Genomic DNA, 22,907 nt, shown 5'->3' with positions numbered 1-22,907 from the left:
CGGCTAGCCTGGTGCACCGGGCGTCAACTGCGCCGCTGCAGCCGCCAGCAGCGGTGGATGCGTGGATCGCGGGCGAAATCCGGCGGGATCGTCGCTGCGCTGACGTCCTCGCAACTGGCGAACTCCGCGATCGCCTCGCCATCCAGGCGGAAGCGGCGGAAGTTGTTGGAGAAATACAGCACCCCGCCCGGCGCCAGCCGCGCGACCGCGGCGCGCAGCAGGCGCACGTGTTCGGCCTGCACGTCGAAATCCCGCGCCCGGCTGGAATTGGAGAACGTCGGCGGATCGCAGAACACCAGGTCGTACTGGCCGATGTCGGCCTGCAGCCATTGCAGCGCGTCGGCCTGCACCAGCCGGTGCCTTGCGCCGCCGACCTCGTTCTCCTGCAGGTTGCCGGCGCACCACTGCAGGTAGGTCGCCGACAGGTCCACGGTCGTGGTGCTGCGCGCGCCGCGGAGCGCGGCATGCACGGTCGCGGCACCGGTGTAACCGAACAGGTTGAGGAAGCGGGTGTCGTGCGCCTCATCGGCGATGCGCAGCCGCATCGGCCGATGGTCGAGGAACAGGCCGGTGTCCAGGTAGTCGAACAGGTTCACGCGCAGCCGCGCATCGCCCTCGCGCACGACCAGGTAGTCACCGCGGCGATCGAAGCCGCCGGCGTACTTGCTGCCGCCCTTGCCGATGGCCCGGGTCTTCAACGCGATCCGCTCGCGCGGCAGTGCGAACACGTCGCGCGCGGCGGTCAGCAGTTCGTTGAGGCGCCGCCGCGCCACCGCTTCCGGGATTTCGGCCGGCGCCGCGTATTCCTGCACGTGCAGCCACTGCCGCGACGGATCGTCGGCCTCGGCGTAGACGTCGATCGCGGCGGCGTATTCGGGCAGGTCCGCGTCGTAGGCGCGATAGCAGGACACGCCTTCGCGCTCGCGCCAGGGCTTGAGCTTCTTCAGGTTCTTGCGCAGGCGGTTGGCGATCATCCGCGCGCCATCGGAGAGCGCCACCGGCGCGTCGGCGCCGTCGCGCGCGGGGGGCAGGACCGGATCGACCACGATCAACGTGCATTCCAGCGCACCGTTGAACAGCTGGTACCGCTTCCCTGCGCGCAGGCCGGTGGCGCGGGCCAGGCCGGCGTCGCCGCACAGCAGGCTGGCGCGCCAGCCGGGGACCGCGCGCTGCAACGCCGCTCCCAGCGCGCGGTACAGCGCCGGGTCCGCGGCCAGGCGCGCATCGTAGGGGGGGTTGCAGGCGACCAGGCCACGGGCGGCGGCCTGCACCGGCACGGCTTCGATGGGGTGCGTGTCGAAGTGGATGACACCGGCCAGCCCGGCCAGGGTCGCATTGCCGTTGGCCGCACGGATCGCATGCGGATCCACGTCGCTGCCGGAGAACACCGGGCGCAACCCGGCGCGGCCGACGCGTTCGCGCTCGCGCGCTGCGGCGACCAGCGACTGCCACGCCGTTGCATCGAAGCCGAGCCAGCGCGACGGTTGGCGTTCGCCGCCGTGCACGTCGACATGCCGCTGCAGGCCGGGGGCGACATCGGCGGCCATCAGCGCGCCTTCGATCAGCAGCGTGCCGCTGCCGCACATCGGGTCGAGCAGCGCACCGCCTTCGGCGTACAGCTGCGGCCAGCCGCCGCGCAGCAGCACCGCGGCGGCGAGGGTTTCCTTCAGCGGCGCCTCGCCCTGCTGCTGGCGCCAGCCGCGGCGATGCAGCGGACCCCCGCCGAGGTCGACCGACAGGATCGCCCTGCCCTTGCGCACCACCAGGTTCAGGCGCAGGTCCGGCGCCACGGTATCGACGTCCGGGCGCGCGCCGGTGCTGGCGCGCATCACGTCGACGACGGCGTCCTTGACCCGCTGCGCGGCGTAGCGCTCGTGCGTGAGCGCCTGCCCGGAAACGTGCGCATCGACCGCCAGCGTCATCGCCGCATCCAGGTGCCGATGCCAGGGCAACGCCGCGGCGCCGGCGTACAGCGCGTGTTCGTCGGCGCAGTCGAATTCGGCCAGCGGCCACAGCACCCGGCTGGCCAGTCGCGACCACAACACCGCGCGCTGCGCATCGGCCAGCGTGCCTTCGACATTGACGCCGGCCAGCGCCGCGGTCGCGGCGGTGCAACCCAGCGCGAGCAGCTCGTCGGCCAGAAGGTATTCCACGCCCTTGCCGCAGCTGGCGAAGAATTTCATGCCGGCAACGACGCCAGCAGCGCGGCGAAGGCGTCGGCGCTTGCCGCCACGTGCGCGGACAGGCGGTGGCTGTCGTCGACCAGCAGCAGGCGCGCGCGCCGCGGCTGCGCCCACGCCACCACGTCGGCGGCCGGGATCAGTTCGTCGTCCCAGCCATGGACGATGGAGATCGGCACGCGCGCGGCATCCATGGGCGGGGCCGGCGCCATCCGTACCGGCGGCGCCAGCAGGAACAGGCCCGTGACCGCCACCTGCAGCGACGCCTGCGCCGAAATCCAGGCGCCAAGGCTGGAGCCGGCCAGCAACAGCGGCCCCTTCGCCGCTGCCGCCCGTGCCAGGGCCAGCAGCCGTTGCAGCCGCGCCGGCACGTCGCCCAGCTCGCTGACATCGTGGCGGGCGTCGAGGTCGGTGAAATCCGGCCTCTCGTGGCTCCAGCCGTGACGCTGCGCGACTTCGGCCAGCGCCGTGACCTTGGCGGCATCGGGACCGCTTTCGAAGCCGTGGGACAGGATGCAGTGGCCGCGCATGGTGTGACCGGCAGAACGCACGCGGATCGCGGCGGCGACGATGCTAGCATCCGCGCGATGCCGCCCGAGCCGTCGCCTGCGATCACGATCGATGCGCTGCCTTACGAAGGCCGGCTGCAACCGCGCGCGCCCACCCAGGTCGACCTGGTGGTGCTGCACTGCACCGAGCTGCCCGACCTGGCCACCGCGCGCGAATACGGCGAGCGCATCCTCTATCCGGAATCAGGGACCGGCAACAGCGGCCACTTCTACATCGACCGCGACGGCAGCGTGCAGCGCTGGATCGACATCGAGCGCGTCGCCCACCACGTCCGCGGCCACAATCCGCGCGCGATCGGGATCGAGCTGGTCAATCGCGGGCGCTGGCCACGCTGGCTCGATGTTGGGCACCAGGCCATGGACGAGCCGTATCCGGATGCGCAGGTTGCCGCGCTGCTGGCACTGCTGCGGCACCTGCAGCAGCAGCTGCCCGCGCTGCGTTTCATCGCCGGGCACGAGGACCTGGACCGCGACGAGGTGCCGGCCAGCGACGACCCCGGCAAGCGCGTGCGCCGCAAGCGCGACCCGGGTCCGCTGTTCCCGTGGAATGCGGTGATGGCGCAGCTCGCCCTGCAACGCCTGCAGGCGCCCGTCGATCCCTGAGCGGCGTCGGGGCCACGCTGCACCCGCCCGCTATAATCGCCGGCCATCCACGCTGGCCGTCGCGCATGACCTCCCCCGTCTCCGAGCTGATCGAACTGCTGTCGCTCGAGCGCCTCGAGGACAACCTGTTCCGGGGGGAGAGCCGCGACATCGGCACCAAGTACGTATTCGGTGGCCAGGTGCTCGGGCAGGCACTGTCCGCGGCGCAGGCGACACTGCAGGCCCCGCGCGACGCGCATTCGCTGCATGCCTATTTCCTGCGCGCGGGCGACATCGAGCACCCGATCGTCTACCACGTCGACCGAACCCGCGACGGCGGCAGCTTCTCGGTGCGCCGGGTGACCGCGATCCAGCACGGGCAGGTGATCTTCTTCTGCGCGGCGTCGTTCCAGGAACACGAACCCGGCGGCGAGCACCAGCTGAAGATGCCCGAGGTCCCCGGGCCCGAGGACATCGAGCCATCGCCCGCGCTGCCTGCGGACGTGTTCGCCAGGCTGCCGACCAAGGTGCAGCGCTGGCTGTCGCGGATGGGGCCGTTCGAGTTCCGCCACGTCTATCCGCGGGACGAACTCAATCCTCCGAAGCGGCCGCCGTTCCAGCACGTGTGGTTCAAGCTCTCCGAACGCGTCGGCGACGCGCCGGAACTGCATCGTGCGCTGCTGGCTTACGCGTCGGATTTCCACCTGCTCGGCACCGCGACCTTCCCGCATGGCATCAGCTACTACCAACCGAACGTGCAGATGGCTTCGCTCGACCACGCGCTATGGTTCCACCGCCCGTTCCGCGCCGACGAATGGCTGCTGTATTCGATCGACAGCCCGAGCGCGCAGGGCGGGCGCGGGCTGGCGCGTGGACTGGTCTACGACCGCGCCGGCCAGCTGGTGGCAAGCAGCGCGCAGGAAGGCCTGATCCGCGTCGTCGCCGACCCGGCCGCCGCCACGCACGTGCCGGGGGCCTGACGCCGTGCGCAGGGTGTTCGCCAGTCCACGCCTGGAAAACGTCGAGAGCGTGGCCAAGTTGCTCGGCGACGCCGGCATCCAGACCTGCGTCACCCACGGACGTTCCTACAAGGGTGGGCTGCGCGGCGACTTCAGTTATCGCGACCACGCCCGCAGCGAGCCGATCCCGGCAGTCTGGGTGGTGCGCTCGGAAGACCAGCCCGCCGCGCGCGAACTGCTGCGCAAGTCCGGCCTGCTGGACAGCACCCGCATGGAGACCGGCTACACCCTGCCGGTGTTCCGCAGCGAGGAACCGGCGATGGCCGACGACCCGGGGCGCAAGCGTGCGTTCCGGCTCAAGGCCGGATTGCTGCTGGCCATCGTGGTGGTGGTTGCGCTGGCGTACGTGTCGCAACGCAAGCCGCAACCGCCAGCCCCGGTCCCCGCCGCGGCACCCGCCCTGGCGGCCGGGATGTCAGCGACGCCCGACGCACTGGCCGTCGCGGTACTCGCCGGAGAACTGCCCACGCGCCCCCGCCAGTCGGTGTGCCTGTCGGTCGACGGGCAGGATCCTGCGCCTTCCCTGCTGGCGCTGCTGCCGCCGACGCCCGGGCAGGTCCTGCCGGCGTCGCAATGCGCTTCGCGCCCGGAGCTGGCGCTGCTGGCGATCCACAGCTACCACGCCGCCGCGTCCGGCACCGGCACCATCGCGCTGCAGCGCCGTCGCGACGCCGGCGCCGCGCCGATCAGCGAAACCTACGAGGTGTCGCGCAATGCCACGGGCTGGCGCGTGATCGAGCCTTACCAGCCCTAGGCGAGGCGCGGACGCGCCCGGTCGTCGGCGGCATGACGTGTCCGCGTCCCGCTCGGCGGCAGCAACGCGCGCACGAGCATGCACGGCGCTATGCTGCCGGCATGGGCGGTGAATCCCCGCACGAAGACGACCTGCGCAGCGACGACCTGCGCCTGTTCCACACCGGCGAGCACGCCTGCGGCTACTGGCCCGAGCGCACCGCCCGCGACCTGGTGCTGGATCCGCGCGACGCGCGCCTGCCGCGGTTGTATCCACAGGCCCTAGGCTGGGGCTTCCGCCGTTCCGGCGACATCGTCTATCGCCCGCACTGCCGCGGCTGCCATGCCTGCGTCGCGGTGCGCATCCCGGTGGCGGAGTTCACGCCCAGCCGCAGCCAGCGCCGCTGCCTGGGGCGCAATGCCGATGTCGAGATGCGCGTGCTCCCGGCGCAACGCACCGTGGAACAGCTCGCCCTGTATCGCCGCTACCTCGTCGCGCGCCACCCCGGTGGTGGCATGGACGACCATGGTGCGCTCGAATTCGACCAGTTCCTGGTCGGCGCATGGGCGCAGGGACGCTTCCTGGAGCTGCGCCAACGCGACACCCATCGCCTGCTGGCGGTCGCGGTCACCGACCTGGTCGGCGAGGATGCGCTGTCGGCGGTGTACAGCTTCTACGATCCCGACGAAACCGCGCGTGGCCTGGGCACCATGGCGATCCTCGAACAGGTCGAATGGGCGCGCCGCGAAGGTCGCAGCCACTTGTACCTGGGGTACTGGATCGCGGGCCATCGCAAGATGGATTACAAGCGCCGGTTCCGGCCGCTGGAAGCTTTCGACGGCCGCGGCTGGCGGCCGTTGCAGTTCATTGCGGAATAGCCGGACCCGCCTCGCCACGCAGCGCGAGTCGCCAGAGCGCGCCGAGCAACCCCGGATCAAGAACGGGTGTTCCGCACCAGCGGCTCGCGCGCGGAGCGCGGCGCTCAGGGTGCCGGTTTTGCGGTTTCGTCCGCCGGCGTTGCCACCGGACCTGCCGGCGCCTCCTCGGGCACGACCAGCGCACCGCCGCTGGGCAACGCATCCGGCCGCGACTGACCGGATTCCCCGGTCGGCCCGACCGGTGGCAACTCCGGCACCGGTGCCGCGGCGGTGCGCGGGCCGAAACCGAAACTGCCGTCGCTCTGGCTGGAAACGATCATCCGCACCATCGAGGTGGGCACCATCAGCTCCAGCTGCACGGCCTTGCCCCCGCTGGTGACGCCTTCCAGCGTCATCTCCAGCAGCGCGCCACCGGTGTCGATCTCCTTGCACACCAGGTGCGGCCCGGCGGGACTGTCCTGCAGGTAGGGCTTGATCGCGTCGCCCAGCGCTTCCAGCGCCTGCGGGAAGAAGAACACCGCGTAGCCGTTGCTTTCGTTCATTGCGTGGTCCCGTACTGGATTCGATGCGTTCCGTCCGGTCGGGCCGGCGCGGACGCGGAGGATTCAATGCCGGTGGTCCTGAAGCACATGGGCAGGCGAAGCATTCAGACCAGCTCGATCGTCAGCGCCGCGGCGGCCTCGCGCGCGATGCGACGGGCATCGTCGACGTCGGCGCCGCGCGCCAGGGTCACGCCGACGCGACGGTGCCCGGCCACGCGCGGCTTGCCGAACAGCCGCAGCGCGGTATCCGGATGCTGCAGCGCCTCGCCGACCCCGCCGAAAACCGGCACCCCATGCCCATGCGCCAGCACCGCGCACGACGCCGACGGCCCGAGCTGGCGGATCGCCGGGATCGGCAGGCCGAGGATCGCGCGCGCATGCAGCGCGAACTCGCTCAGGTCCTGCGACACGAGGGTAACCAGCCCGGTGTCATGCGGGCGTGGCGACACCTCCGAGAACCAGACCTCCTCGCCCTTGACGAAGAACTCCATGCCCATCACGCCCCATCCGCCCAGCGCATCGGAGACCTGCCGGGCGATGCCCTGCGCCGCGGCCAGGGCGCGATCGGACATCGGCTGCGGCTGCCAGCTCTCGCGGTAGTCGCCGTCTCGCTGCAGGTGGCCGATCGGCTGGCAGAAGCTGGTGCCGGCCGCGTGGCGCACGGTCAGCAGCGTGATCTCGTAATCGAAGTCGATGAAGCCCTCGACGATCACGCGCCCGGCGCCGGCGCGACCACCCGTCTGCGCGTACTCCCACGCAGCGTCGATCTCGTCGTCGCCGCGCACCAGGCTCTGGCCGTGCCCCGACGACGACATCACCGGCTTGACCACGCACGGCAGGCCTAGCGTGGCGATCGCGTCACGGTAGTCCTCGACGCTGTCGACGAAGCGGTACGGCGACACCGGAACCCGCAATTCCTCGGCGGCGAGGCGGCGGATCCCTTCCCGATCCATGGTCAGGCGCGCGGCACGCGCGGTCGGGATCACGCGCGCGACCGGCTGGCCTTCGACTGCAGCCTCGACCCATTCGCGCTCCAGCGCCACCAGGGTTTCGGTGTGGATCGCCTCGATCTCCGGCACGACCAGCTGCGGGCGCTCGCGCTCGATCACCGCTCGCACCGCGGCGCCGTCGAGCATGTCGATGACGTGGCTGCGATGCGCGACCTGCATCGCCGGCGCATCGGAGTAACGGTCGACAGCGACGACTTCGACGCCGAAGCGCTGCAGCTCGATCGCCACTTCCTTGCCGAGTTCGCCTGCGCCCAACAGCAGCACGCGGATGGCGCGGGGGGTCAGCGGGGTGCCGAACGTGCCGATCGCGGGCATGGGAGAAAGGTGGTGGCGGAAGGCGCTCCAGTCTAGCCGCAGCGGCCTGCACGCGCCCGGTCCTTCGCGCCGTCGCCGGCCCATGCCATGCTTGCACGATGGCCCTGCGTCCGCCTTCCCGTGCCGCGCTGCTGCTCGCCGCCCTGCTCGGCGCGCTGCTCGCCGGCTGCAGCGATCCGCCGCCGTTCGCGCAGCTCTCGGGGCTGATGCTGGACGCGCAACTGGACGAGGTCAGCGGACTGGCGGCATCGCGTCGCCATCCCGATACCTTGTGGATGCTCAACGATGGCGGCAATGCGGCGCGGCTGCACGCGGTGAGCCGCCGTGGCGGCAGGCTGGCGACGCTGCGCATCGACGGCGTCGACAACACCGACTGGGAAGACCTCGCCGCGTTCGATCTCGACGGCCGCCACTACCTGCTGGTCGCCGACACCGGCGACAACGGCGGCCTGCGCAGGACACTGCAACTGCATGTGATCGAGGAACCTGCCAGCCTGGCCGACGCCGTGGTCAAGCCAGCCTGGTCGATCGCGTTCCGCTGGCCCGATGGCGCCCGCGATTGCGAGGCGGTCGCGGTCGACGCCGCTGCCGGGCAGGTCCTGCTGGTGTCGAAGAAGCGCCAGCCGCCGGAACTGTTCGCGCTGCCGCTGCGGCCGCGGGCCCCGGGACTGCAGGTCGCACGCGCGTTGGGCACCCTGGCTGGCGTCCCGCAGGCCGACGCCGAGGAAGTCCGGGCCAACGCCCGGCTGGCACGGATCCGCAGCCAGGTCACCGCCGCCGACGTCGCCGCCGACCGCCACGCCCTGGCGGTACTGACCTACCGCGACGTGCTGGTGTACCCGCGCCGCGGCCGCGAAACCTGGGCCCAGGCGCTGGCGCGGCCACCGCAGGTGCATCCCCTGCCCTGGCTGCCCCAGGCCGAGGCGCTCGCCTGGAGCGCAGACAGCCGCGCCCTGTACGCCACCGGCGAGCTCAGCCCGGCGCCGCTGCTGTACCTGCATCCCTGAGCCATGACCGGTCGGCGTCCGCGGCCGGGCGCCGTCCGTCGGGCATCGCTTGATTGATTGATATCATTTTGATATCACTACCTCACGGCTATCCGGCCGCGTCGTCCGAGACCGCGTCATGAAAGAGAATCCGATCCGCTCCCTCCCCGGCATCCCCTACCTGCTGGGCGTCCTGCTGCTGGCCGTCGTCTCCGTGTGGGTGTTCGCCACCGGCCTGGGCCCCGATCCCGACAACGGCATCGCCTCGGGCTGGCTCGTCGCCATCGGCGTGCTGGTGTTCGTGGTCGCGCTGCTGACCCTGGTCGGCCTGTACAAGGTCGAGCCCAACCAGGCCGCGGTCGTCAGCCTGTTCGGCAAGTACGTCGGCACCGTCAAGGACAACGGCCTGCGCTGGAACAACCCGTTCTATGGCAAGCGCAAGGTCAGCCAGCGCGTGCGCAACTTCGAGAGCGGCAAGCTCAAGGTCAACGAGCTCGAAGGCTCGCCGATCGAGATCGCCGCGGTGATCGTCTGGCAGGTCGTGGACTCGGCCGAGGCGGTCTATAACGTCGACGACTACGAGAGCTTCGTCCACATCCAGTCCGAGTCGGCGCTGCGCACGATGGCCACCAGCTATCCCTACGACCAGCACGAGGAAGGCCAGGTCGCGCTGCGCAGCCATGCCGCGGAGATCAGCAAGCACCTGCGCGAAGAACTCTCGGAGCGCCTGGCCGACGCGGGCGTGCAGGTGCTCGACGCGCGCATCAGCCACCTCGCCTACGCGCCCGAGATCGCCCAGGCGATGCTGCAGCGACAGCAGGCCAACGCGATCATCGCCGCGCGCACGCGGATCGTCGCCGGCGCCGTCGGCATGGTCGAGATGGCGCTGGCCGAGCTGGAGAAGAACGGCGTGGTGAACCTCGACGAGGAACGCAAGGCGCAGATGGTCAGCAACCTGCTGGTGGTGCTGTGCGGCGAGCGCTCGACGCAGCCGATCGTCAACGCCGGCACGCTTTACTAGCCGCGCATCCTGCGCAAGAACCCGCACGTCCATGTGCGGACTTTCCACAGGAAGCGCATACCCATGGCAGAAAAGAAGGCCTATCCGCTGCGCATCAACGCCGACGTACTCGCGGCCGCGCAACGCTGGGCCGACGACGAGTTGCGCAGCCTCAACGCGCAGATCGAATACGTGTTGCGCGATGCGCTGCGCAAGGCCGGCCGGTTGAAACCGTCGGCAAACCAGGAGGAGGGAGACGATGGCAAGTGAGCGCTGGAGTTACCAGGTCGTGGAAGTGAAGGCGACGTTCCTGGGCAAGACCCGCGAAGCCGCGCAGGAACGCCTGACCCAGCTCGGCCTGCAGGGCTGGGAACTGGTATCGGCGGTACAACCGCAACGCTTCGCCCCCGTACAGCTCTACCTGAAGAAGGCCATGCCATGAAGATCCTTGAAACGATGCTGCTCGCCGTGGCGATGATGCTGCCGTCGATCGTCGCCGCGCAGGACGCCGCCCCTGCCCCGCCCGCCGACGCCACCGCGATCGCGCTGCAACTGCTCGACCGCCTCGACGCCCATGATTACGCCGCCGCCGAAACCGCGTTCGGCGCGCAGATGGCCGCGGCGGTGCCCGCGGACAAACTGCAGCAAGTCTGGGAATCGCTGCCGCAGGTCGCCGGCGATGCTACCGGTCGCGGCGAGCCGCTCGTGGCCGCGCAGGACGGCGTGCAGGTGGTGACCATCCCGCTGCACTACGCCAGGGCCGAGCTGGTGGCCAGGGTCGTGGTCGCCGCCGACGGAAGCGTCGCCGGCTTCATGGTGCAGCCGCCGGCCGCTCCCGCAGCGCCGCCACCGCCCGCCGACGCCAACTTCGGCGAAACCGACTTCAGCGTCGGCGAAGGCGAACGCGCCCTGCCCGGCACGCTGGCCACGCCCAAGGCCGCGCCGCCCGCCGCAGGTTTCCCCGCGGTGGTGCTGGTGCATGGCTCCGGCCCGCAGGACCGCGACGAGAGCATTGGCCCGAACAAGCCATTCCTGGACATCGCCCGCGGGCTCGCCGCGCAGGGCATCGCGGTGCTGCGCTACGAGAAGCGGACGAAGGCACGGCCGCAGGATTTCGCCGCCGGTGGCGTCACCATCGACAGCGAGACCACGGACGACGCCGTCGCCGCGGTCGAGGCCTTGCGCAAGGCGCCGGGGATCGACCCGTCGCGGGTGTTCGTGCTCGGCCACAGCCAGGGCGCGATGATGGCGCCGCGGATCGCGCAGCATTCCGGACACGTCGCGGGATTGATCCTGCTGGCGGCGCCCGCACGGCCGCTGCTCGACATCCTGGTCGAACAGCGCAAGCGCATGGCCGTGCTGGACGACGGCAGGACCAGCGCGGAGGAATCCGCGGCACTGGAAGCGCTGAAGCAGCAAGTCGCCGCGGTGCGCGCGAGCGCCGACGTGCCGGTCGCGCAATCACCGATGGGGCAGCCGGCGGCGTACTGGCGCAGCACCGACGCGGTCGATCCGGTCGCCGAAGCCCGGGCCGTGGGGTTGCCGATGCTGGTGCTGCAGGGCACCCGCGACATCCAGGTGGTGGACGCCGACTGGCAGGGATGGAAGGGCGCGTTCCACGACGATCCGAATGTCGAATTCAAGCTCTACGAGGGCCTGAACCACCTCGGCATCGCGGTCCAGGGCGACGACGACGTCGCCGCGTACGCGGCGCCCGGCCACGTCGATGCGCAACTCGTGTCCGACGCAGCCGCATGGCTCGGCGCGCACTGACGTGCCGGCGCGCAGGCCTTCGAGCGACGATCCACGCCTGCGGGAACCAGCCAGCGACGACCGCAGCCGCCTGCGGCCGCCGCGGGTCGTGCCTGCACGGATGACGAGCGGCGCCCGCGCCCGGTAACCTGCGCGCATGCGCGCCAGCCCCGGCATCCTGCTCAACACCCCGCGGATCGAGATCTGGCCCGGCGGCCTGCTGCATGCGCGCAGCAACCGCGATGCGCGCCTGCTGGCCCGCGCCCGCCACGTCCTGCGGCGCAAGCGCGACGGCCGCTACCTTGCCGCCGACCTGCGCGAAGGGCTGCAGCCGCTGTTGCCGTCGTTGCGCCACGAGCCGGGCATCGACGACGCCCTGGCGGCCTTGCGCCGCGTGCATGAACGGCGCCGCACCGGCATCGACGTGGTCGCGACGCTGCCACTGCAGCGATTGCGCGAACGCCTGCAGGCGCTGGGGCTGGACGACGGATACGGTGAACGCAGCGGCCTGCCCCTGGTCCCCGAACCGGACTGGCTCGCACTCGCCGGTTTCGACCGCTACCGGCGTCCGCTGTGGCTCCACGTGGACGCCGCGCGCGCCTGGGCGCACCTGCGCGAAGCGGCGCTGCGCGACGGCGTGCTGCTGGAGGCGATCTCCGGTTACCGCAGCCACGATTACCAGCTCGGCATCTTCGAACGCAAGCTGGCGCGGGGCTTGAGCGTGGACGAGATCCTCACCGTCAACGCCGCGCCCGGTTATTCCGAGCACCACGGCGGTCGCGCGCTGGACATCGGCACGCCGGGCGAACCACCAGCCGAGGAATCCTTCGAGCGCACGCCGGCGTTCGCCTGGCTGTGCGACCACGCCGCGGAATACGGCTTCGGCATGAGCTATCCGCGCGACAACCCGTACGGCATCGTCTACGAGCCCTGGCACTGGGCGCATGCGCCCGGCTGAGCGCGCGCCCGCGCGCGCCGGAACCCGCTCCGCGCCCTTGCAGCCGCGCTGGTCGACCGGCTGGCGCGACGCGCCGAGCATCGCCTCCGGCTGGGCCGCGAACCGCAACAACTTCAACCTGATGCGCCTGGTCGCGGCGTGGATGGTGATCTACGGCCACGCCTGGGCGATCACCGCCGCGCCCGGCGCCGACCTCGTCACCCGGCTGACGCAGTTCAAGTTCGCCGGCGGCGTGGCGGTGGACGTGTTCTTCGTCATCAGCGGCTTCCTGATCGCCGCCAGCCTGGAGCGCAACAGCATCGGCAGCTACCTTGCATCCCGCGCGCTGCGGATCGTGCCGGGATTGGCGGTGTGCGCTGCGCTGACCGCGTTCGTGCTGGGGCCGCTGCTGACCACCGCGGCCGACTACTGGCAGCAGCCACAGGTATGGCGCTACTTCTGGGTCAACGCCACGCTGAAGTCGAGCGAGTTCCTGCTGCCGGGCGTGTTCGAGTCGCTGCCGCGCACCGCGATCAACGGCTCGCTGTGGACGCTGCCGATCGAGGCGCGGCTGTATGTCGCACTGCTGCTGGCCGGCGGCGCCGGCCTGCTCACGCGTCGCCGCTATACGCCGCTGTGGCTGCTGGCGATGGCCGCCGGCTACGCGCTGGCGCGCTGGAAGGCGCCGCTGCCAGACCACGTCGCGAATTACGCCTGGTGCACCGCCTTCTTCATCAGCGGTACCGCGCTGTGGCTCAACCGGGAGCGCGTGCGGCTGTCGTGGTGGGCGCTGCTGGCGCTGCTGGCGGCCGCCGTGCTGACCCGCGGCGGGCCGTGGTTCCACATTCCCTACTACCTGCTGCTGTGCTACGGCACGCTGTTGATCGCCTTCGTGCCGAAGCTGCCGATGATCCGCCACACCGACCTGTCCTACGGCCTCTACCTGTACGGCTGGCCGGCGCAGCAACTGGTGCTGCTGGCCACCCACGACCCCCGGCCGCTGGCCAACATGGCCTGGGCCACGGCGCTGGCCTTGTTGCTGGCGGCGCTGTCGTGGTTCCTGGTGGAACGCCCGGCCCTGCGCCTCAAGCACCGTTTCGGCACGCGCACGCCGACGGCGTCGCCGGCGGGCTGAGCACGCCGCGCCGACCACTGCGCGCGGCGGCGATGCCCTAGAATCGTGGCTGCATTTCCCGTTGCAGTACCCGCATGACCGACACCGTCCGCCCCGTCTTCCACGGCTTCGAGCAGATCCCGCTGCGCGAGTACGCCGAGCGCGCCTACCTCGACTACTCGATGTACGTGGTGCTGGACCGCGCCCTGCCCTTCCTCGGCGACGGCCTCAAGCCGGTGCAGCGCAGGATCATCTACGCGATGAGCGAACTCGGCCTGGCCGCGACCGCCAAGCCGAAGAAGTCCGCGCGCACCGTCGGCGACGTCATCGGCAAGTACCACCCGCATGGCGACAGCGCCTGCTACGAGGCGCTGGTGCTGATGGCACAGCCGTTCTCCTACCGCTATCCGCTGATCGACGGCCAGGGCAACTTCGGTTCCAGCGACGACCCCAAGTCGTTCGCGGCCATGCGCTATACCGAGTCCAAGCTGACCCCGATCGCCGAGGTGCTGCTGGGCGAGCTCGGCCAGGGCACGGTCGACTGGACCCCGAACTTCGACGGCACCCTCGAGGAACCGGCGTGGATGCCGGCGCGGCTGCCGCACCTGCTGCTCAACGGCACTACCGGCATTGCGGTCGGCATGGCCACCGACGTGCCGCCGCACAACCTCAACGAGATCGTCAGCGCCTGCGTGCGCCTGCTCGAGGATCCCGAGGCCAGCGTCCGCGACCTGTGCGAGCACGTGCGCGGGCCGGACTACCCGACCGAAGCCGAGATCATCACCCCGGCCGCCGACCTGCTGGCGCTGTACGAAACCGGCCTTGGCAGCGTGCGAGCCCGCGCCACCTACAGCCGCGAGCACGCCAACATCGTGGTCACCGCGCTGCCGCACCAGGTCTCGCCGTCGAAGGTCATCGAGCAGATCGCCATGCAGATGCGGGCGAAGAAGCTGCCGTGGCTGGAGGACATTCGCGACGAGTCCGACCACGCCAACCCGACCCGCATCGTGCTGATCCCGCGCTCCAGCCGGGTCGATGCCGAACAGCTGATGGGCCATCTGTTCGCCACCACCGACCTGGAAAAGAGCTTCCGGGTCAACATGAACGTGATCGGCCTCGACGGCCGCCCGCAGGTGAAGAACCTCAAGCAGATCCTGCGCGAATGGCTGCAGTTCCGCAGCGAAACCGTCACCCGGCGCCTGCGCCACCGCCTCGAGAAGGTGGAGCGCCGCCTGCACCTGCTCGAAGGCCTGCTGGTCGCCTTCCTCAACCTCGACGAAGTCATCCGCATCATCCGCAGCGAGGACGAGCCGAAGCCGGCGCTGATCGCGCGCTTCGAACTGAGCGAGGTCCAGGCCGACTACATCCTCGACACCCGGCTGCGGCAGCTGGCGCGGCTGGAGGAAATGAAGATCCGCGGCGAGCAGGACGAACTCGACGACGAGCGCGACCAGCTGATCGCGGTCCTCGAGCAGAAGTCCGGCGCCAGGCTGCGCAAGCTGGTCAAGGACGAGCTGCTGGCGGACGCTTCGAGGTTCGGCGACGCGCGGCGCTCGCCGCTGGTCGCGCGCGACGCCGCGCAGGCGATCGACGAGAACGACCTGGTCCCGAGCGAGCCGGTCACCGTGGTGCTGAGCGACAAGGGCTGGGTGCGCGCGGCCAAGGGCCACGACGTCGATGCCGCCGCGCTGTCCTACCGCGAAGGCGACGGCCTGCTGGCGGCGGTCCGGGGGCGCAGCACGCAGCAGGTCGCCTTCATCGATTCCAGCGGCCGCAGCTACTCGACCGTCGCGCACACGCTGCCCGGCGCACGCGGCAACGGCGAACCGCTGACCGGGCGCTTCTCCCCGGCGGCGGGGGCCTCCTTCCGCGCATTGGCGACCGGCGACAACGACAGCCGCTTCGTGCTCGCGTCCTCGCACGGCTACGGCTTCGTCACCCGTTTCGAGAACCTGACCGGGCGGCAGAAGGCCGGCAAGGCGATGCAATCGCTGACCCCGAACGCGAAGGTGCTGCAACCGGCGCCAATCGCGGAAGTCGAGCGCGACCGCGTCGTGGCCGTGACCAGCGCCGGCCACCTGCTCGCGTTCCCGGTATCGGAGTTGCCGGAGCTCGACAAGGGCAAGGGCAACAAGATCATCGACATCCCCAAGGCCAAGCTCGGCACCGAGCGCGTGGTGGCGATCGCGGTGGTGCCGCCGGGTGGCGCGCTGGCGGTCCGGTCCGGCGCGCGCACGATGACCCTGTCGTTCAAGGACCTGGACGCCTACGTCGGCAGCCGAGCGACGCGTGGCGGATTGTTGCCGAGGGGCTGGCAGAAGGTCGACGGGCTCTCGGTCGAATAACTCCCCGCGTCGCCCCGGTATCTCCTCCCCGCTTCGGCGGGGAGCGGGTGCCGAAGGCGGAACCGGGGCTGCTGTTGCTCCGCGCCGCATTCCTCCCCGAGAAGGAACCGCCACATGGACCCCGACTTCTGGCACCAGCGCTGGCGCGAAAACCGCATCGGCTTCCACCAGGACAAGCCGATGCCCTTGCTGCTCGAGCACTGGCCATCGCTGCAGCTCGCCCGCGGCAGCCGCGTGTTCGTGCCTTTGGCCGGCAAGTCCAACGACCTCGCCTGGCTGGCCTCGCAGGGTCATCGCGTCCTCGGGGTCGAACTTTCGCAACTGGCGATCGACCAGTTCTTCGCCGAACACGACCTGGCGCCGCGCATCCACGAGTCGGCGTACGGTCGTCATCACGTCGCCGGCGACATCGAGCTGGTTTGCGGCAACGCCTTCGCCCTCGACGCCACCATCCTCGCCGACTGCAGTGCGCTCTACGATCGCGCCGCCCTGATCGCGTTGCCCCCGGACCTGCGCCAGCGCTACGTCCGCGAACTGCACGCACGCCTCCCCGGCGGCTGCCGCGGCCTGCTGATCACGCTGGAATATCCGCCGCATGAAAAGCAGGGCCCGCCGTTCACCGTGCCCGAAAGCGAAGTGCGCGAGCTGTACGGTCGCGACTGGACCGTGGCCACGCTGGAGCGCCGCGACATCCTCGCCCAGCAGCCCGGGTTCGTCGCCGAGGGCGTGAGCGCGCTGGAGACGGTGGTGTACCGGATGGAGCGGCGGGCGGGCTAGCACCTGCGCCGCACCCGCGCGGCAGTCATCGGTACCGGAAACGCTGGTGTCGTCGCGCTGGCGGCGCTTGGCGTATCTTCCACCGATCGCCCCGCCGGAGCCGCGCATGCAGTCCATCACCGCGATGCCCGCCGCGTTCCTGGGCCATGGCAGCCCGATGAATGCGCTGGAGCGCAACCGCTTCACCGAGGCATGGCGCGGGTTCGGCGCGTCGGTGCCACGGCCCCGCGCGATCCTCATGGTGTCCGCGCACTGGTACGTCAACGCGACCGCGGTCACGGCGATGGCGCGGCCCAGGACCATCCACGACTTCTTCGGTTTCCCGCAGCCGCTGTTCGACATCCAGTACCCCGCGCCCGGCCTGCCGGAACTGGCGGACGAGGTCGCCGAGGTCGCCAGGCCCGACCACGTCGGCCCCGACCACGACGGCTGGGGCCTGGACCACGGCACCTGGTCGGTGCTGGTGCATGCCTTTCCCGGCGCCGACGTCCCGGTGGTGCAACTGTCGATCAACGCGCTGAAGCCGCCGCAGTGGCACCTGGAACTGGGCGCGCGGCTGGGCAGGCTGCGGGACCGCGGCGTGCTGCTGATGGGCAGCGGCAACGTCGTCCACAACCTGCGCGCGATCGACTGGAAGCAGCCAGACGCCGGCTTCGACTGGGCGCGCCGCTTCGACGAGCACGCGCGCCAGGTGATGACCGAGCGCCCCGGCGATGCGGCGTCGCTGGTCGCCCACCGCGACTACGCGATGGCCGCGCCGACGCCGGAGCACTTCCTGCCGTTGCTGTATATCGCCGGCGCCGCCGCGGCCGCCGCCAGCCCGGCGCAGGCGCTGGTGGACGGCTACGCCTTCGGCTCGCTGTCGATGGCCAGTTACGGGCTCGGCTGCACCTGCCCGGAACCGGGCGGGCACCTGGCAGGGTCGGCGCCGCTGTCGATCGAGGTGCCGGCGGACCAGAGCAATGCCTGAGCTGCATCCGGCTGTGCTGGCGGGGGCTCCGGCCGTTCACGGCTGCAGCCCGTCCCGAGCCCGGGCCAAGCCCGGAGTCGAAGGCCGCCTCCATGAGGCCGGAAGCGGATTGGCTTACGCCAGCAGGCGTTCGAGCAGCGCGCAGTACAGATCGGGCAGCGCTTCCAGCTCGGCCAAGGCGACGTGTTCGTCGACCTTGTGGATGCTCGCATTGACCGGGCCGACTTCGATGCATTGCGCGCCCAACGGTGCGATGAAGCGCGCGTCGGAAGTGCCACCACCGGTGCTTTCCTCCGGCGCCGCCCCGGCGAAACGGGCCAGCACCTCGCGCGCTGCAGCCCGCAGCGGGCCTTCCGGGGTGTGGAACGGCTCGCCGCCGCGATGCCAGGCGATGCCGTAGTCGAGGCCGTGCGCGCGCAGGATGGCTTCGCACTCCGACTCCAGCCGCGCCGCGGTCCAGTGCGGGTTGTAGCGCAGGTTGAACATGACCTGCAGCTCGCCCGGGATCACGTTGTTGGCGCCGGTGCCCGCATGCACGTTGCTGAGCTGCAGGCTGGTCGGCGGGAAGCTCTCGTAGCCGTCGTCCCAGGTGCGCGCGGCCAGCTGCCCCAGCGCCGGCAGCGCGAGGTGGATCGGGTTGCGCGCCTTGTCCGGGTAGGCGACGTGGCCCTGCACGCCGTGCACGGTGAGCGTAGCCGAGAGGGTGCCGCGGCGGCCGACGCGCAACAGGTCGCCCAGCGCCTGCTTCGACGAGGGTTCGCCGGTGATGCACCAGTCGATGCGCTGGCCGCGTTCGCGGAACGCCGCGGCGACGCGGCGCACGCCATCGATCGCGTCGCCCTCCTCGTCCGACGTCAGCAGCAGTGCAAGGGTGCCAGGGTGCGCCGGATGCGCGGCGACGAAGCGTTCCAGCGCCACCACGAACGCGGCGACGCTGCCCTTCATGTCCGCGGCGCCGCGGCCGTAAAGCCTGCCGTCGCGCACCTCCGGCACGAACGGATCGCTGGCCCAGGCCTCGCGCGGGCCCGGCGGCACGACGTCGGTGTGGCCCAGCAACACGAGCACGGGACCGCCGCCGCCGTGCGTGGCCCAGAGGTTGTCGACGGCGCCAAGGCGCATGGATTCGCAGGTGAACCCGGCGCGACGCAGGCGTTCGGCGAGCAGCGCCTGGCAGCCGGCGTCGTCGGGCGTCATCGACGGCCGCAGGATCAGCTCCTTCGCCAGCGCCAGTACTTCGGAAGTCATCGCCGCCCTGCCCTGGTCCGTAAACCGGTTACTTGCCGACGCCGAAGCGCGCCTTGAAGCCGTTGTCGCTGAAGCCCTGCGTTACGTTGCCATCGTCGGTGACCACGACCGGCCGGCGGATCAGCTGCGGGTATTCGCGCAGCAGCAATTTCCATTCCGCATCCGAGCCAGGCGCCTTGCGGTGCGGCGACAGGTTGCGCCATGTGGTCGAGGACTTGTTGACCATCAGGTCCCAGCCGCCGACATGTTCCTTCCACGCGACCAGGGTCGCCGGCGACTGCGGCAGCTCGCGGTAGTCGACGAAAACATGGGCGATGCCGAAGCGGTCGAGCCACTTGCGCGCCTTCTTGCAGGTGTCGCAGCTGGACAACCCGTAAAGCATCGCTGTCATTCCGCCAGCCCCCGCAGCAGTTCGTTGACGCTGGTCTTGGCACGCGTCTTCGCGTCGACCTGCTTGACGATCACCGCGCAGTACAGCGAATGCGAGCCGTCCTTCGCGGGCAACTGCCCCGACACCACCACGCTGCCCGGGGGCACGTAGCCGTAGCTGACCTCGCCGGTCGCGCGGTGGTAGATGCGGGTCGACTGGCCGAGGAACACGCCCATGCCGATCACGCTGTGGTGGCCGACGACCACGCCCTCGACCACTTCCGAGCGCGCGCCGATGAAGCAGTGGTCCTCGATGATGGTCGGCGTCGCCTGCAGCGGCTCCAGCACCCCGCCGATGCCGGCGCCGCCGGACAGGTGGCAATGCTTGCCGACCTGGGCGCAGCTGCCGACCGTGGCCCAGGTATCGACCATGGTGCCGGCGCCCACGTAAGCCCCGATGTTGACGAAGCTCGGCATCAGCACCACGTCCTTGCCGATGTGCGCGCCGCGGCGCGCGATCGCGCCCGGCACCACGCGCGCACCCAGCCTGCGGAACTTCGATTCGTCGAAACCGGCGAAGCGCGCCGGGATCTTGTCCCAGAACGGCGCCGGGTCGGCTTCGACCAGTTCCATCTCCTGCACGCGGAAATACAGCAGCACCGCCTTCTTCAACCACTCGTTGACCAGCCAGCCGCCCTTGCCGTCGGGCTCGGCGACGCGGAACTCGCCCTTCTCCAGGCCGTCGATCACGCGTTCGACCGTGGGCCGGGTCGAGCCCTCGATCTCGTCGATGGTCAGCATCGTGCGCCGCTCCCAGGCGCTGTCGAGCATGAACCTGAGTTCTTCGATGCCGGGGCCCTTGGGCGCGGCCTTCTTCTTCGCGGCCTTGCTCGGCTTGCGCGGGTTCATCGCGAGGAATCTCCTTCGAGGCAGGCCAGCAGCGCGTCGCGCAGGGCCTGCTGTTGCGGGTCGGCGAGCGGCAGGTCGCGCTCGTCGCTGATCTGGAACACGTCCTCGGCGCGCTCGCCGAAGGTGGCGATGCGCGCATCATGCACGCGCAGGCGCTGCCGGCGCAGCACCGCGGTGACGTCGGCGAGCAGCCCCGGGCGGTCGGTCGAAACCAGGCTCAGCACGGTGCGGCGGCCGTCGCCGCTGAGGTCGAAACCGACCTGCGGCACCAGCCGGAAGTGCCGCAGGTGCCGCGGCTGCGTGCGCCGCGCCGGCCGGATGCCGTCGAGGTCGGCGTTGGCAAGCGCGGCCTGCAGCCGGCGCTCGACTTCGCCCGCTGCGACCACGCGCTGGCCGTCGGCGGGCAGCACTTCGAAGCTGTCGAACACGTTGTCCTCGGGGCCGTCGAGCAGCCGCGCCTGCTGGATCGCCAGCCCGAGCCGGTCCAGGGTGGCGACGATCGCGGCAAACAGGCCATCGCGGTCGGGCGACAGCACGAACACTTCCAGCGCGCCGGCATGTTGCGGCAGCGGCCGCGCATGCACCGCGGTACCGCGGGAGTCGACGCCGCGCAATGCCAGCGCCTGCCAGGCGATGGCGTCGGCGCGCCCGCGCAGGAACCCGGTCGCGGGCATGCGCGCGAACAGCGCGTCGATCTCCGCCGCCGCGATGCCCTCACCGAGCAGCAACGCCTGCGCCGCGGCGCGGGTTTCGGCGATGCGCTCTGCGGCCGCGGGCGGATGCTCGAGGCCGCGTCGCAACGCCAGCCGGGTGGCGGTATAGAGGTCGGCCAGCAGGCGGTCCTTCCATGCGTTCCACAGCTTGGGCGACGTGCCGGCGATGTCGGCGCAGGTCAGCAGGTACAACAGGTCCAGGCGTTCGCGGTCGGCCACCCTGGTGGCGAAGCGGTGGATCACGCCGGGATCGCCTATGTCCTGCTTCTGCGCGGTGACCGACATCAGCAGGTGCTGGCGCACCAGCCACTCGACCAGCGCGACGTCGCCTTCCGACAACCCGTGCGCGAGGCAGAATGCGCGCGCATCGACCGCGCCGAGTTCGGAATGGTCGCCGCCGCGGCCCTTTGCGATGTCGTGGAACAGGCCCGCGAGCAGCAGCAGTTCCGGCTTGCGCAGGCGCGGCCACACTTCGTGCGCGATCGCGAAGCGCGGGTCGGGCTGGCCGCTGGCGAAGCCGGCGATGTTGCGGAGCACCGCCAGCGTGTGCTGGTCCACGGTATAGACGTGGAACAGGTCGAACTGCATTCGTCCGGAAACGCGCGCGAACGCCGGGATCCAGCGCCCGAGCACGCCCAGCCGCGCCATCCGCGCCAGGGTGTCGACCGGCTGGGTCCCGCGCAGCAGCGCCATGAAACGGCCGCGGGTCGCGGTGTCGCAGGAGCAATGGTCGGGCAAGCGCGGCAGCGACTCGGCCAGGGCGCGCGCGGTCTGCGAGTGCAGGCCGCGCAACCGCGGATGCGCCGCCCATGCCGCGAACAGCGCGAACACGTCGTCGATGCCGCCCGGCCATGCCGGACCGGTTGCGTGCAGGTAGCCACGGCGTGATTCATAGCCTGGCTGCAGCGGCTCTGGCGTGGCCTCGCCTTCGAGCTGCTCCTCGAAGCGCTGCAGCAGCCGCTCGTTGATTCGCAGAACCAGCGCGGCGCTGCGGTAGAAGCCCTGCATCATCTGCTCGACCGCGAGGTTGTCGGCATTGTCGACGTGCCCCAGGCGCGCGGCGAGCGTCTTCTGGTGGTCGAAGCGCAGGCGCTCCTCGCGCTTGCCGGCGACCAGGTGCAGGCCGTAGCGCAACCTCGACAGTGCGCGCCGTTCGCGCTCGATCGTGGCGTGCTCGTCGGCGCCGAGCTGGCCGAGCGCGACCAGCGGCTCCAGCCCGCGGGCGCCGAGCACGCGCAGCGCCATCCAGCGCAGCGTCTGCACGTCGCGCAGCCCACCGGGGCCTTCCTTGAGGTTGGGTTCGAGGTTGTCGCTGGTGTCGTCGAAGCGCGCATGCCGCGCGCGCTGCTCCTCGCGCTTGGCGATGAAGTAGTCGCGCGGCGGCCACACCTGCCGCGGCGCGATCGCCTCGTCCAGGCTCGCCACGGCCGCGGCATCGGCCTGCAGCGGCCTCGCTTCCGACAGCGCGGTCAGCACGGTGATGTCCCCGGCCGAAGCCTGCGTGCACTGCGCCGGCGAGCGCACCGCGTGGCCCGCCGGCAACCCGGCGTCCCACAGCAGGGCGAACAGCCGCGCGATGGCGTCGTGGTGCGCCGCCTGGGCGTCGGTTGCGGCCAGCACCAGCAGGTCGAGGTCCGATTGCGGGAACAGTTCGCCGCGGCCGTAACCGCCGACCGCGAACAACGCCAGCGGCGCCCCCGGCGGAATGCAGCGCGACCAGGCCGCCCGCACCAGCGCGTCGACCGCGCGGGTGCGGGCGGCGACCAGCGCGTCGATGTCGTCGTTGCGGTCGAAGCGCGCCGCCAGCGCGGCATCGTCGGCGGCCAGGGTGGCGCGCGCGGCCGCCGCCCAGTCGGCATCGCTGTCGCCGCGGTCGCCGCCGCCGGGGCCTTGGGGCTGCGCCCCGGGGATCGGTCCGGCAGGTTCGTCCGTGGCAGCCGGGCTGTTCATCGGCGCCGGCTG

General features: G+C 71.0%; 22 protein-coding genes. 14 read left to right on the top strand and 8 right to left on the bottom strand.

The features are described from left to right. Positions 1-23 precede the first annotated feature (23 nt). Positions 24-2,183: a bifunctional 23S rRNA (guanine(2069)-N(7))-methyltransferase RlmK/23S rRNA (guanine(2445)-N(2))-methyltransferase RlmL gene (gene rlmKL, locus MQC88_RS08920; protein ID WP_243321188.1), complete on the bottom strand. Its 2,160-nt coding sequence runs from the start codon at positions 2,181-2,183 to the stop codon at positions 24-26. After that, positions 2,180-2,710, bottom strand: a complete 531-nt coding sequence (locus MQC88_RS08915) for an alpha/beta family hydrolase (RefSeq protein ID WP_243321326.1) — start codon at positions 2,708-2,710, stop codon at positions 2,180-2,182. Before MQC88_RS08915 ends, rlmKL begins: the two co-directional genes overlap by 4 nt. A gap of 57 nt (positions 2,711-2,767) precedes the next feature. On the opposite strand from MQC88_RS08915, the gene MQC88_RS08910 reads away from it, so the two are divergent. The 4 genes from MQC88_RS08910 to MQC88_RS08895 all read left to right on the top strand — a co-directional run bounded on the left by MQC88_RS08910 (position 2,768) and on the right by MQC88_RS08895 (position 5,961). After that, a complete protein-coding gene (locus MQC88_RS08910; RefSeq protein ID WP_243321186.1) occupies positions 2,768-3,352 on the top strand; it encodes an N-acetylmuramoyl-L-alanine amidase in 585 nt (194 codons plus the stop codon). A gap of 65 nt (positions 3,353-3,417) precedes the next feature. Beyond that, positions 3,418-4,311 carry an acyl-CoA thioesterase gene (locus MQC88_RS08905; protein ID WP_243321184.1) on the top strand — a complete coding sequence of 298 codons (894 nt, stop codon included), beginning with the start codon at positions 3,418-3,420 and terminating at the stop codon, positions 4,309-4,311. Positions 4,312-4,315: 4 nt separating this feature from the next. Next, complete coding sequence (locus tag MQC88_RS08900) at positions 4,316-5,104, top strand: hypothetical protein (protein ID WP_243321183.1); 789 nt, start codon at positions 4,316-4,318, stop codon at positions 5,102-5,104. A gap of 101 nt (positions 5,105-5,205) precedes the next feature. Further along, positions 5,206-5,961 carry an arginyltransferase gene (locus MQC88_RS08895; protein WP_243321181.1) on the top strand — a complete coding sequence of 252 codons (756 nt, stop codon included), beginning with the start codon at positions 5,206-5,208 and terminating at the stop codon, positions 5,959-5,961. Positions 5,962-6,065: 104 nt separating this feature from the next. Here the strand turns inward: MQC88_RS08895 and MQC88_RS08890 are convergent, their stop codons facing one another. Both MQC88_RS08890 and purT read right to left on the bottom strand, forming a co-directional pair. After that, positions 6,066-6,503 carry a hypothetical protein gene (locus tag MQC88_RS08890; protein WP_243321179.1) on the bottom strand — a complete coding sequence of 146 codons (438 nt, stop codon included), beginning with the start codon at positions 6,501-6,503 and terminating at the stop codon, positions 6,066-6,068. A 104-nt stretch (positions 6,504-6,607) separates the two neighbouring features. Continuing rightward, positions 6,608-7,819, bottom strand: coding sequence for a formate-dependent phosphoribosylglycinamide formyltransferase (purT, locus tag MQC88_RS08885; RefSeq protein WP_243321324.1), 1,212 nt, complete (start codon positions 7,817-7,819; stop codon positions 6,608-6,610). Between the two features lie 107 nt (positions 7,820-7,926). On the opposite strand from purT, the gene MQC88_RS08880 reads away from it, so the two are divergent. The 10 genes from MQC88_RS08880 (at position 7,927) to ygiD (ending at position 17,709) form a co-directional block, all read left to right on the top strand. Continuing rightward, positions 7,927-8,835, top strand: a complete 909-nt coding sequence (locus tag MQC88_RS08880) for a hypothetical protein (RefSeq protein ID WP_243321178.1) — start codon at positions 7,927-7,929, stop codon at positions 8,833-8,835. Positions 8,836-8,953: 118 nt separating this feature from the next. Beyond that, the gene (locus MQC88_RS08875; RefSeq protein WP_243321176.1) at positions 8,954-9,835 is read left to right on the top strand and encodes an SPFH domain-containing protein; all 882 of its coding nucleotides are present in this window, start codon (positions 8,954-8,956) and stop codon (positions 9,833-9,835) included. Between the two features lie 63 nt (positions 9,836-9,898). Further along, complete coding sequence (locus MQC88_RS08870) at positions 9,899-10,084, top strand: type II toxin-antitoxin system antitoxin (RefSeq protein ID WP_243321174.1); 186 nt, start codon at positions 9,899-9,901, stop codon at positions 10,082-10,084. Beyond that, a complete protein-coding gene (locus MQC88_RS08865; protein WP_243321172.1) occupies positions 10,074-10,256 on the top strand; it encodes a DUF4177 domain-containing protein in 183 nt (60 codons plus the stop codon). The genes MQC88_RS08870 and MQC88_RS08865 overlap by 11 nt, the downstream gene beginning before the upstream one ends. Next, positions 10,253-11,587 (top strand): alpha/beta hydrolase, encoded by a 1,335-nt coding sequence (locus tag MQC88_RS08860; protein WP_243321170.1) that lies wholly within the window; start codon positions 10,253-10,255, stop codon positions 11,585-11,587. The genes MQC88_RS08865 and MQC88_RS08860 overlap by 4 nt, the downstream gene beginning before the upstream one ends. A gap of 136 nt (positions 11,588-11,723) precedes the next feature. Continuing rightward, on the top strand, positions 11,724-12,524 hold the full coding sequence (locus tag MQC88_RS08855; RefSeq protein ID WP_243321168.1) for a M15 family metallopeptidase: 801 nt from the start codon (positions 11,724-11,726) through the stop codon (positions 12,522-12,524). Next, a complete protein-coding gene (locus MQC88_RS08850; RefSeq protein ID WP_243321166.1) occupies positions 12,511-13,638 on the top strand; it encodes an acyltransferase family protein in 1,128 nt (375 codons plus the stop codon). The genes MQC88_RS08855 and MQC88_RS08850 overlap by 14 nt, the downstream gene beginning before the upstream one ends. Positions 13,639-13,712: 74 nt before the next feature. Then, on the top strand, positions 13,713-15,962 hold the full coding sequence (parC, locus tag MQC88_RS08845) for a DNA topoisomerase IV subunit A (RefSeq protein WP_243321164.1): 2,250 nt from the start codon (positions 13,713-13,715) through the stop codon (positions 15,960-15,962). Positions 15,963-16,076: 114 nt separating this feature from the next. Further along, a complete protein-coding gene (locus MQC88_RS08840) occupies positions 16,077-16,739 on the top strand; it encodes a thiopurine S-methyltransferase (RefSeq protein WP_243321162.1) in 663 nt (220 codons plus the stop codon). 106 nt (positions 16,740-16,845) lie between these two features. Next, complete coding sequence (gene ygiD, locus MQC88_RS08835; RefSeq protein WP_243321160.1) at positions 16,846-17,709, top strand: 4,5-DOPA-extradiol-dioxygenase; 864 nt, start codon at positions 16,846-16,848, stop codon at positions 17,707-17,709. 114 nt (positions 17,710-17,823) lie between these two features. Here the strand turns inward: ygiD and dapE are convergent, their stop codons facing one another. From dapE to glnD, 4 genes are read right to left on the bottom strand one after another with little or no spacing between them, the layout of a single operon-like run. Next, on the bottom strand, positions 17,824-18,954 hold the full coding sequence (gene dapE, locus MQC88_RS08830) for a succinyl-diaminopimelate desuccinylase (protein ID WP_243321158.1): 1,131 nt from the start codon (positions 18,952-18,954) through the stop codon (positions 17,824-17,826). A 28-nt stretch (positions 18,955-18,982) separates the two neighbouring features. Beyond that, positions 18,983-19,345: a Spx/MgsR family RNA polymerase-binding regulatory protein gene (locus MQC88_RS08825; protein ID WP_243321156.1), complete on the bottom strand. Its 363-nt coding sequence runs from the start codon at positions 19,343-19,345 to the stop codon at positions 18,983-18,985. Next, a complete protein-coding gene (dapD, locus tag MQC88_RS08820; protein WP_425491610.1) occupies positions 19,342-20,256 on the bottom strand; it encodes a 2,3,4,5-tetrahydropyridine-2,6-dicarboxylate N-succinyltransferase in 915 nt (304 codons plus the stop codon). Before dapD ends, MQC88_RS08825 begins: the two co-directional genes overlap by 4 nt. Then, positions 20,229-22,895, bottom strand: a complete 2,667-nt coding sequence (glnD, locus tag MQC88_RS08815) for a [protein-PII] uridylyltransferase (RefSeq protein ID WP_243321152.1) — start codon at positions 22,893-22,895, stop codon at positions 20,229-20,231. The genes dapD and glnD overlap by 28 nt, the downstream gene beginning before the upstream one ends. Positions 22,896-22,907: the final 12 nt, after the last annotated feature.

Origin of the sequence: Cognatiluteimonas sedimenti (genome assembly GCF_022808325.1) — a bacterium.
GTDB classification, from domain to species: Bacteria; Pseudomonadota; Gammaproteobacteria; order Xanthomonadales; family Xanthomonadaceae; genus Cognatiluteimonas; species Cognatiluteimonas sedimenti.
Note: the sequence above shows the minus strand (reverse complement) of the source record. Positions and strands in the feature narration are given on the sequence as shown.

Coding starts and splice junctions, on each gene's coding strand:
- rlmKL (WP_243321188.1), bottom strand. CDS start 2,183: ATGAAATTCTTCGCCAGCTGCGGCAAGGGCGTGGAATACCTTCTGGCC.
- MQC88_RS08915 (WP_243321326.1), bottom strand. CDS start 2,710: ATGCGCGGCCACTGCATCCTGTCCCACGGCTTCGAAAGCGGTCCCGAT.
- MQC88_RS08910 (WP_243321186.1), top strand. CDS start 2,768: ATGCCGCCCGAGCCGTCGCCTGCGATCACGATCGATGCGCTGCCTTAC.
- MQC88_RS08905 (WP_243321184.1), top strand. CDS start 3,418: ATGACCTCCCCCGTCTCCGAGCTGATCGAACTGCTGTCGCTCGAGCGC.
- MQC88_RS08895 (WP_243321181.1), top strand. CDS start 5,206: ATGGGCGGTGAATCCCCGCACGAAGACGACCTGCGCAGCGACGACCTG.
- MQC88_RS08890 (WP_243321179.1), bottom strand. CDS start 6,503: ATGAACGAAAGCAACGGCTACGCGGTGTTCTTCTTCCCGCAGGCGCTG.
- MQC88_RS08880 (WP_243321178.1), top strand. CDS start 7,927: ATGGCCCTGCGTCCGCCTTCCCGTGCCGCGCTGCTGCTCGCCGCCCTG.
- MQC88_RS08875 (WP_243321176.1), top strand. CDS start 8,954: ATGAAAGAGAATCCGATCCGCTCCCTCCCCGGCATCCCCTACCTGCTG.
- MQC88_RS08870 (WP_243321174.1), top strand. CDS start 9,899: ATGGCAGAAAAGAAGGCCTATCCGCTGCGCATCAACGCCGACGTACTC.
- MQC88_RS08865 (WP_243321172.1), top strand. CDS start 10,074: ATGGCAAGTGAGCGCTGGAGTTACCAGGTCGTGGAAGTGAAGGCGACG.
- MQC88_RS08860 (WP_243321170.1), top strand. CDS start 10,253: ATGAAGATCCTTGAAACGATGCTGCTCGCCGTGGCGATGATGCTGCCG.
- MQC88_RS08855 (WP_243321168.1), top strand. CDS start 11,724: ATGCGCGCCAGCCCCGGCATCCTGCTCAACACCCCGCGGATCGAGATC.
- MQC88_RS08850 (WP_243321166.1), top strand. CDS start 12,511: ATGCGCCCGGCTGAGCGCGCGCCCGCGCGCGCCGGAACCCGCTCCGCG.
- parC (WP_243321164.1), top strand. CDS start 13,713: ATGACCGACACCGTCCGCCCCGTCTTCCACGGCTTCGAGCAGATCCCG.
- MQC88_RS08840 (WP_243321162.1), top strand. CDS start 16,077: ATGGACCCCGACTTCTGGCACCAGCGCTGGCGCGAAAACCGCATCGGC.
- ygiD (WP_243321160.1), top strand. CDS start 16,846: ATGCAGTCCATCACCGCGATGCCCGCCGCGTTCCTGGGCCATGGCAGC.
- dapE (WP_243321158.1), bottom strand. CDS start 18,954: ATGACTTCCGAAGTACTGGCGCTGGCGAAGGAGCTGATCCTGCGGCCG.
- MQC88_RS08825 (WP_243321156.1), bottom strand. CDS start 19,345: ATGACAGCGATGCTTTACGGGTTGTCCAGCTGCGACACCTGCAAGAAG.
- glnD (WP_243321152.1), bottom strand. CDS start 22,895: ATGAACAGCCCGGCTGCCACGGACGAACCTGCCGGACCGATCCCCGGG.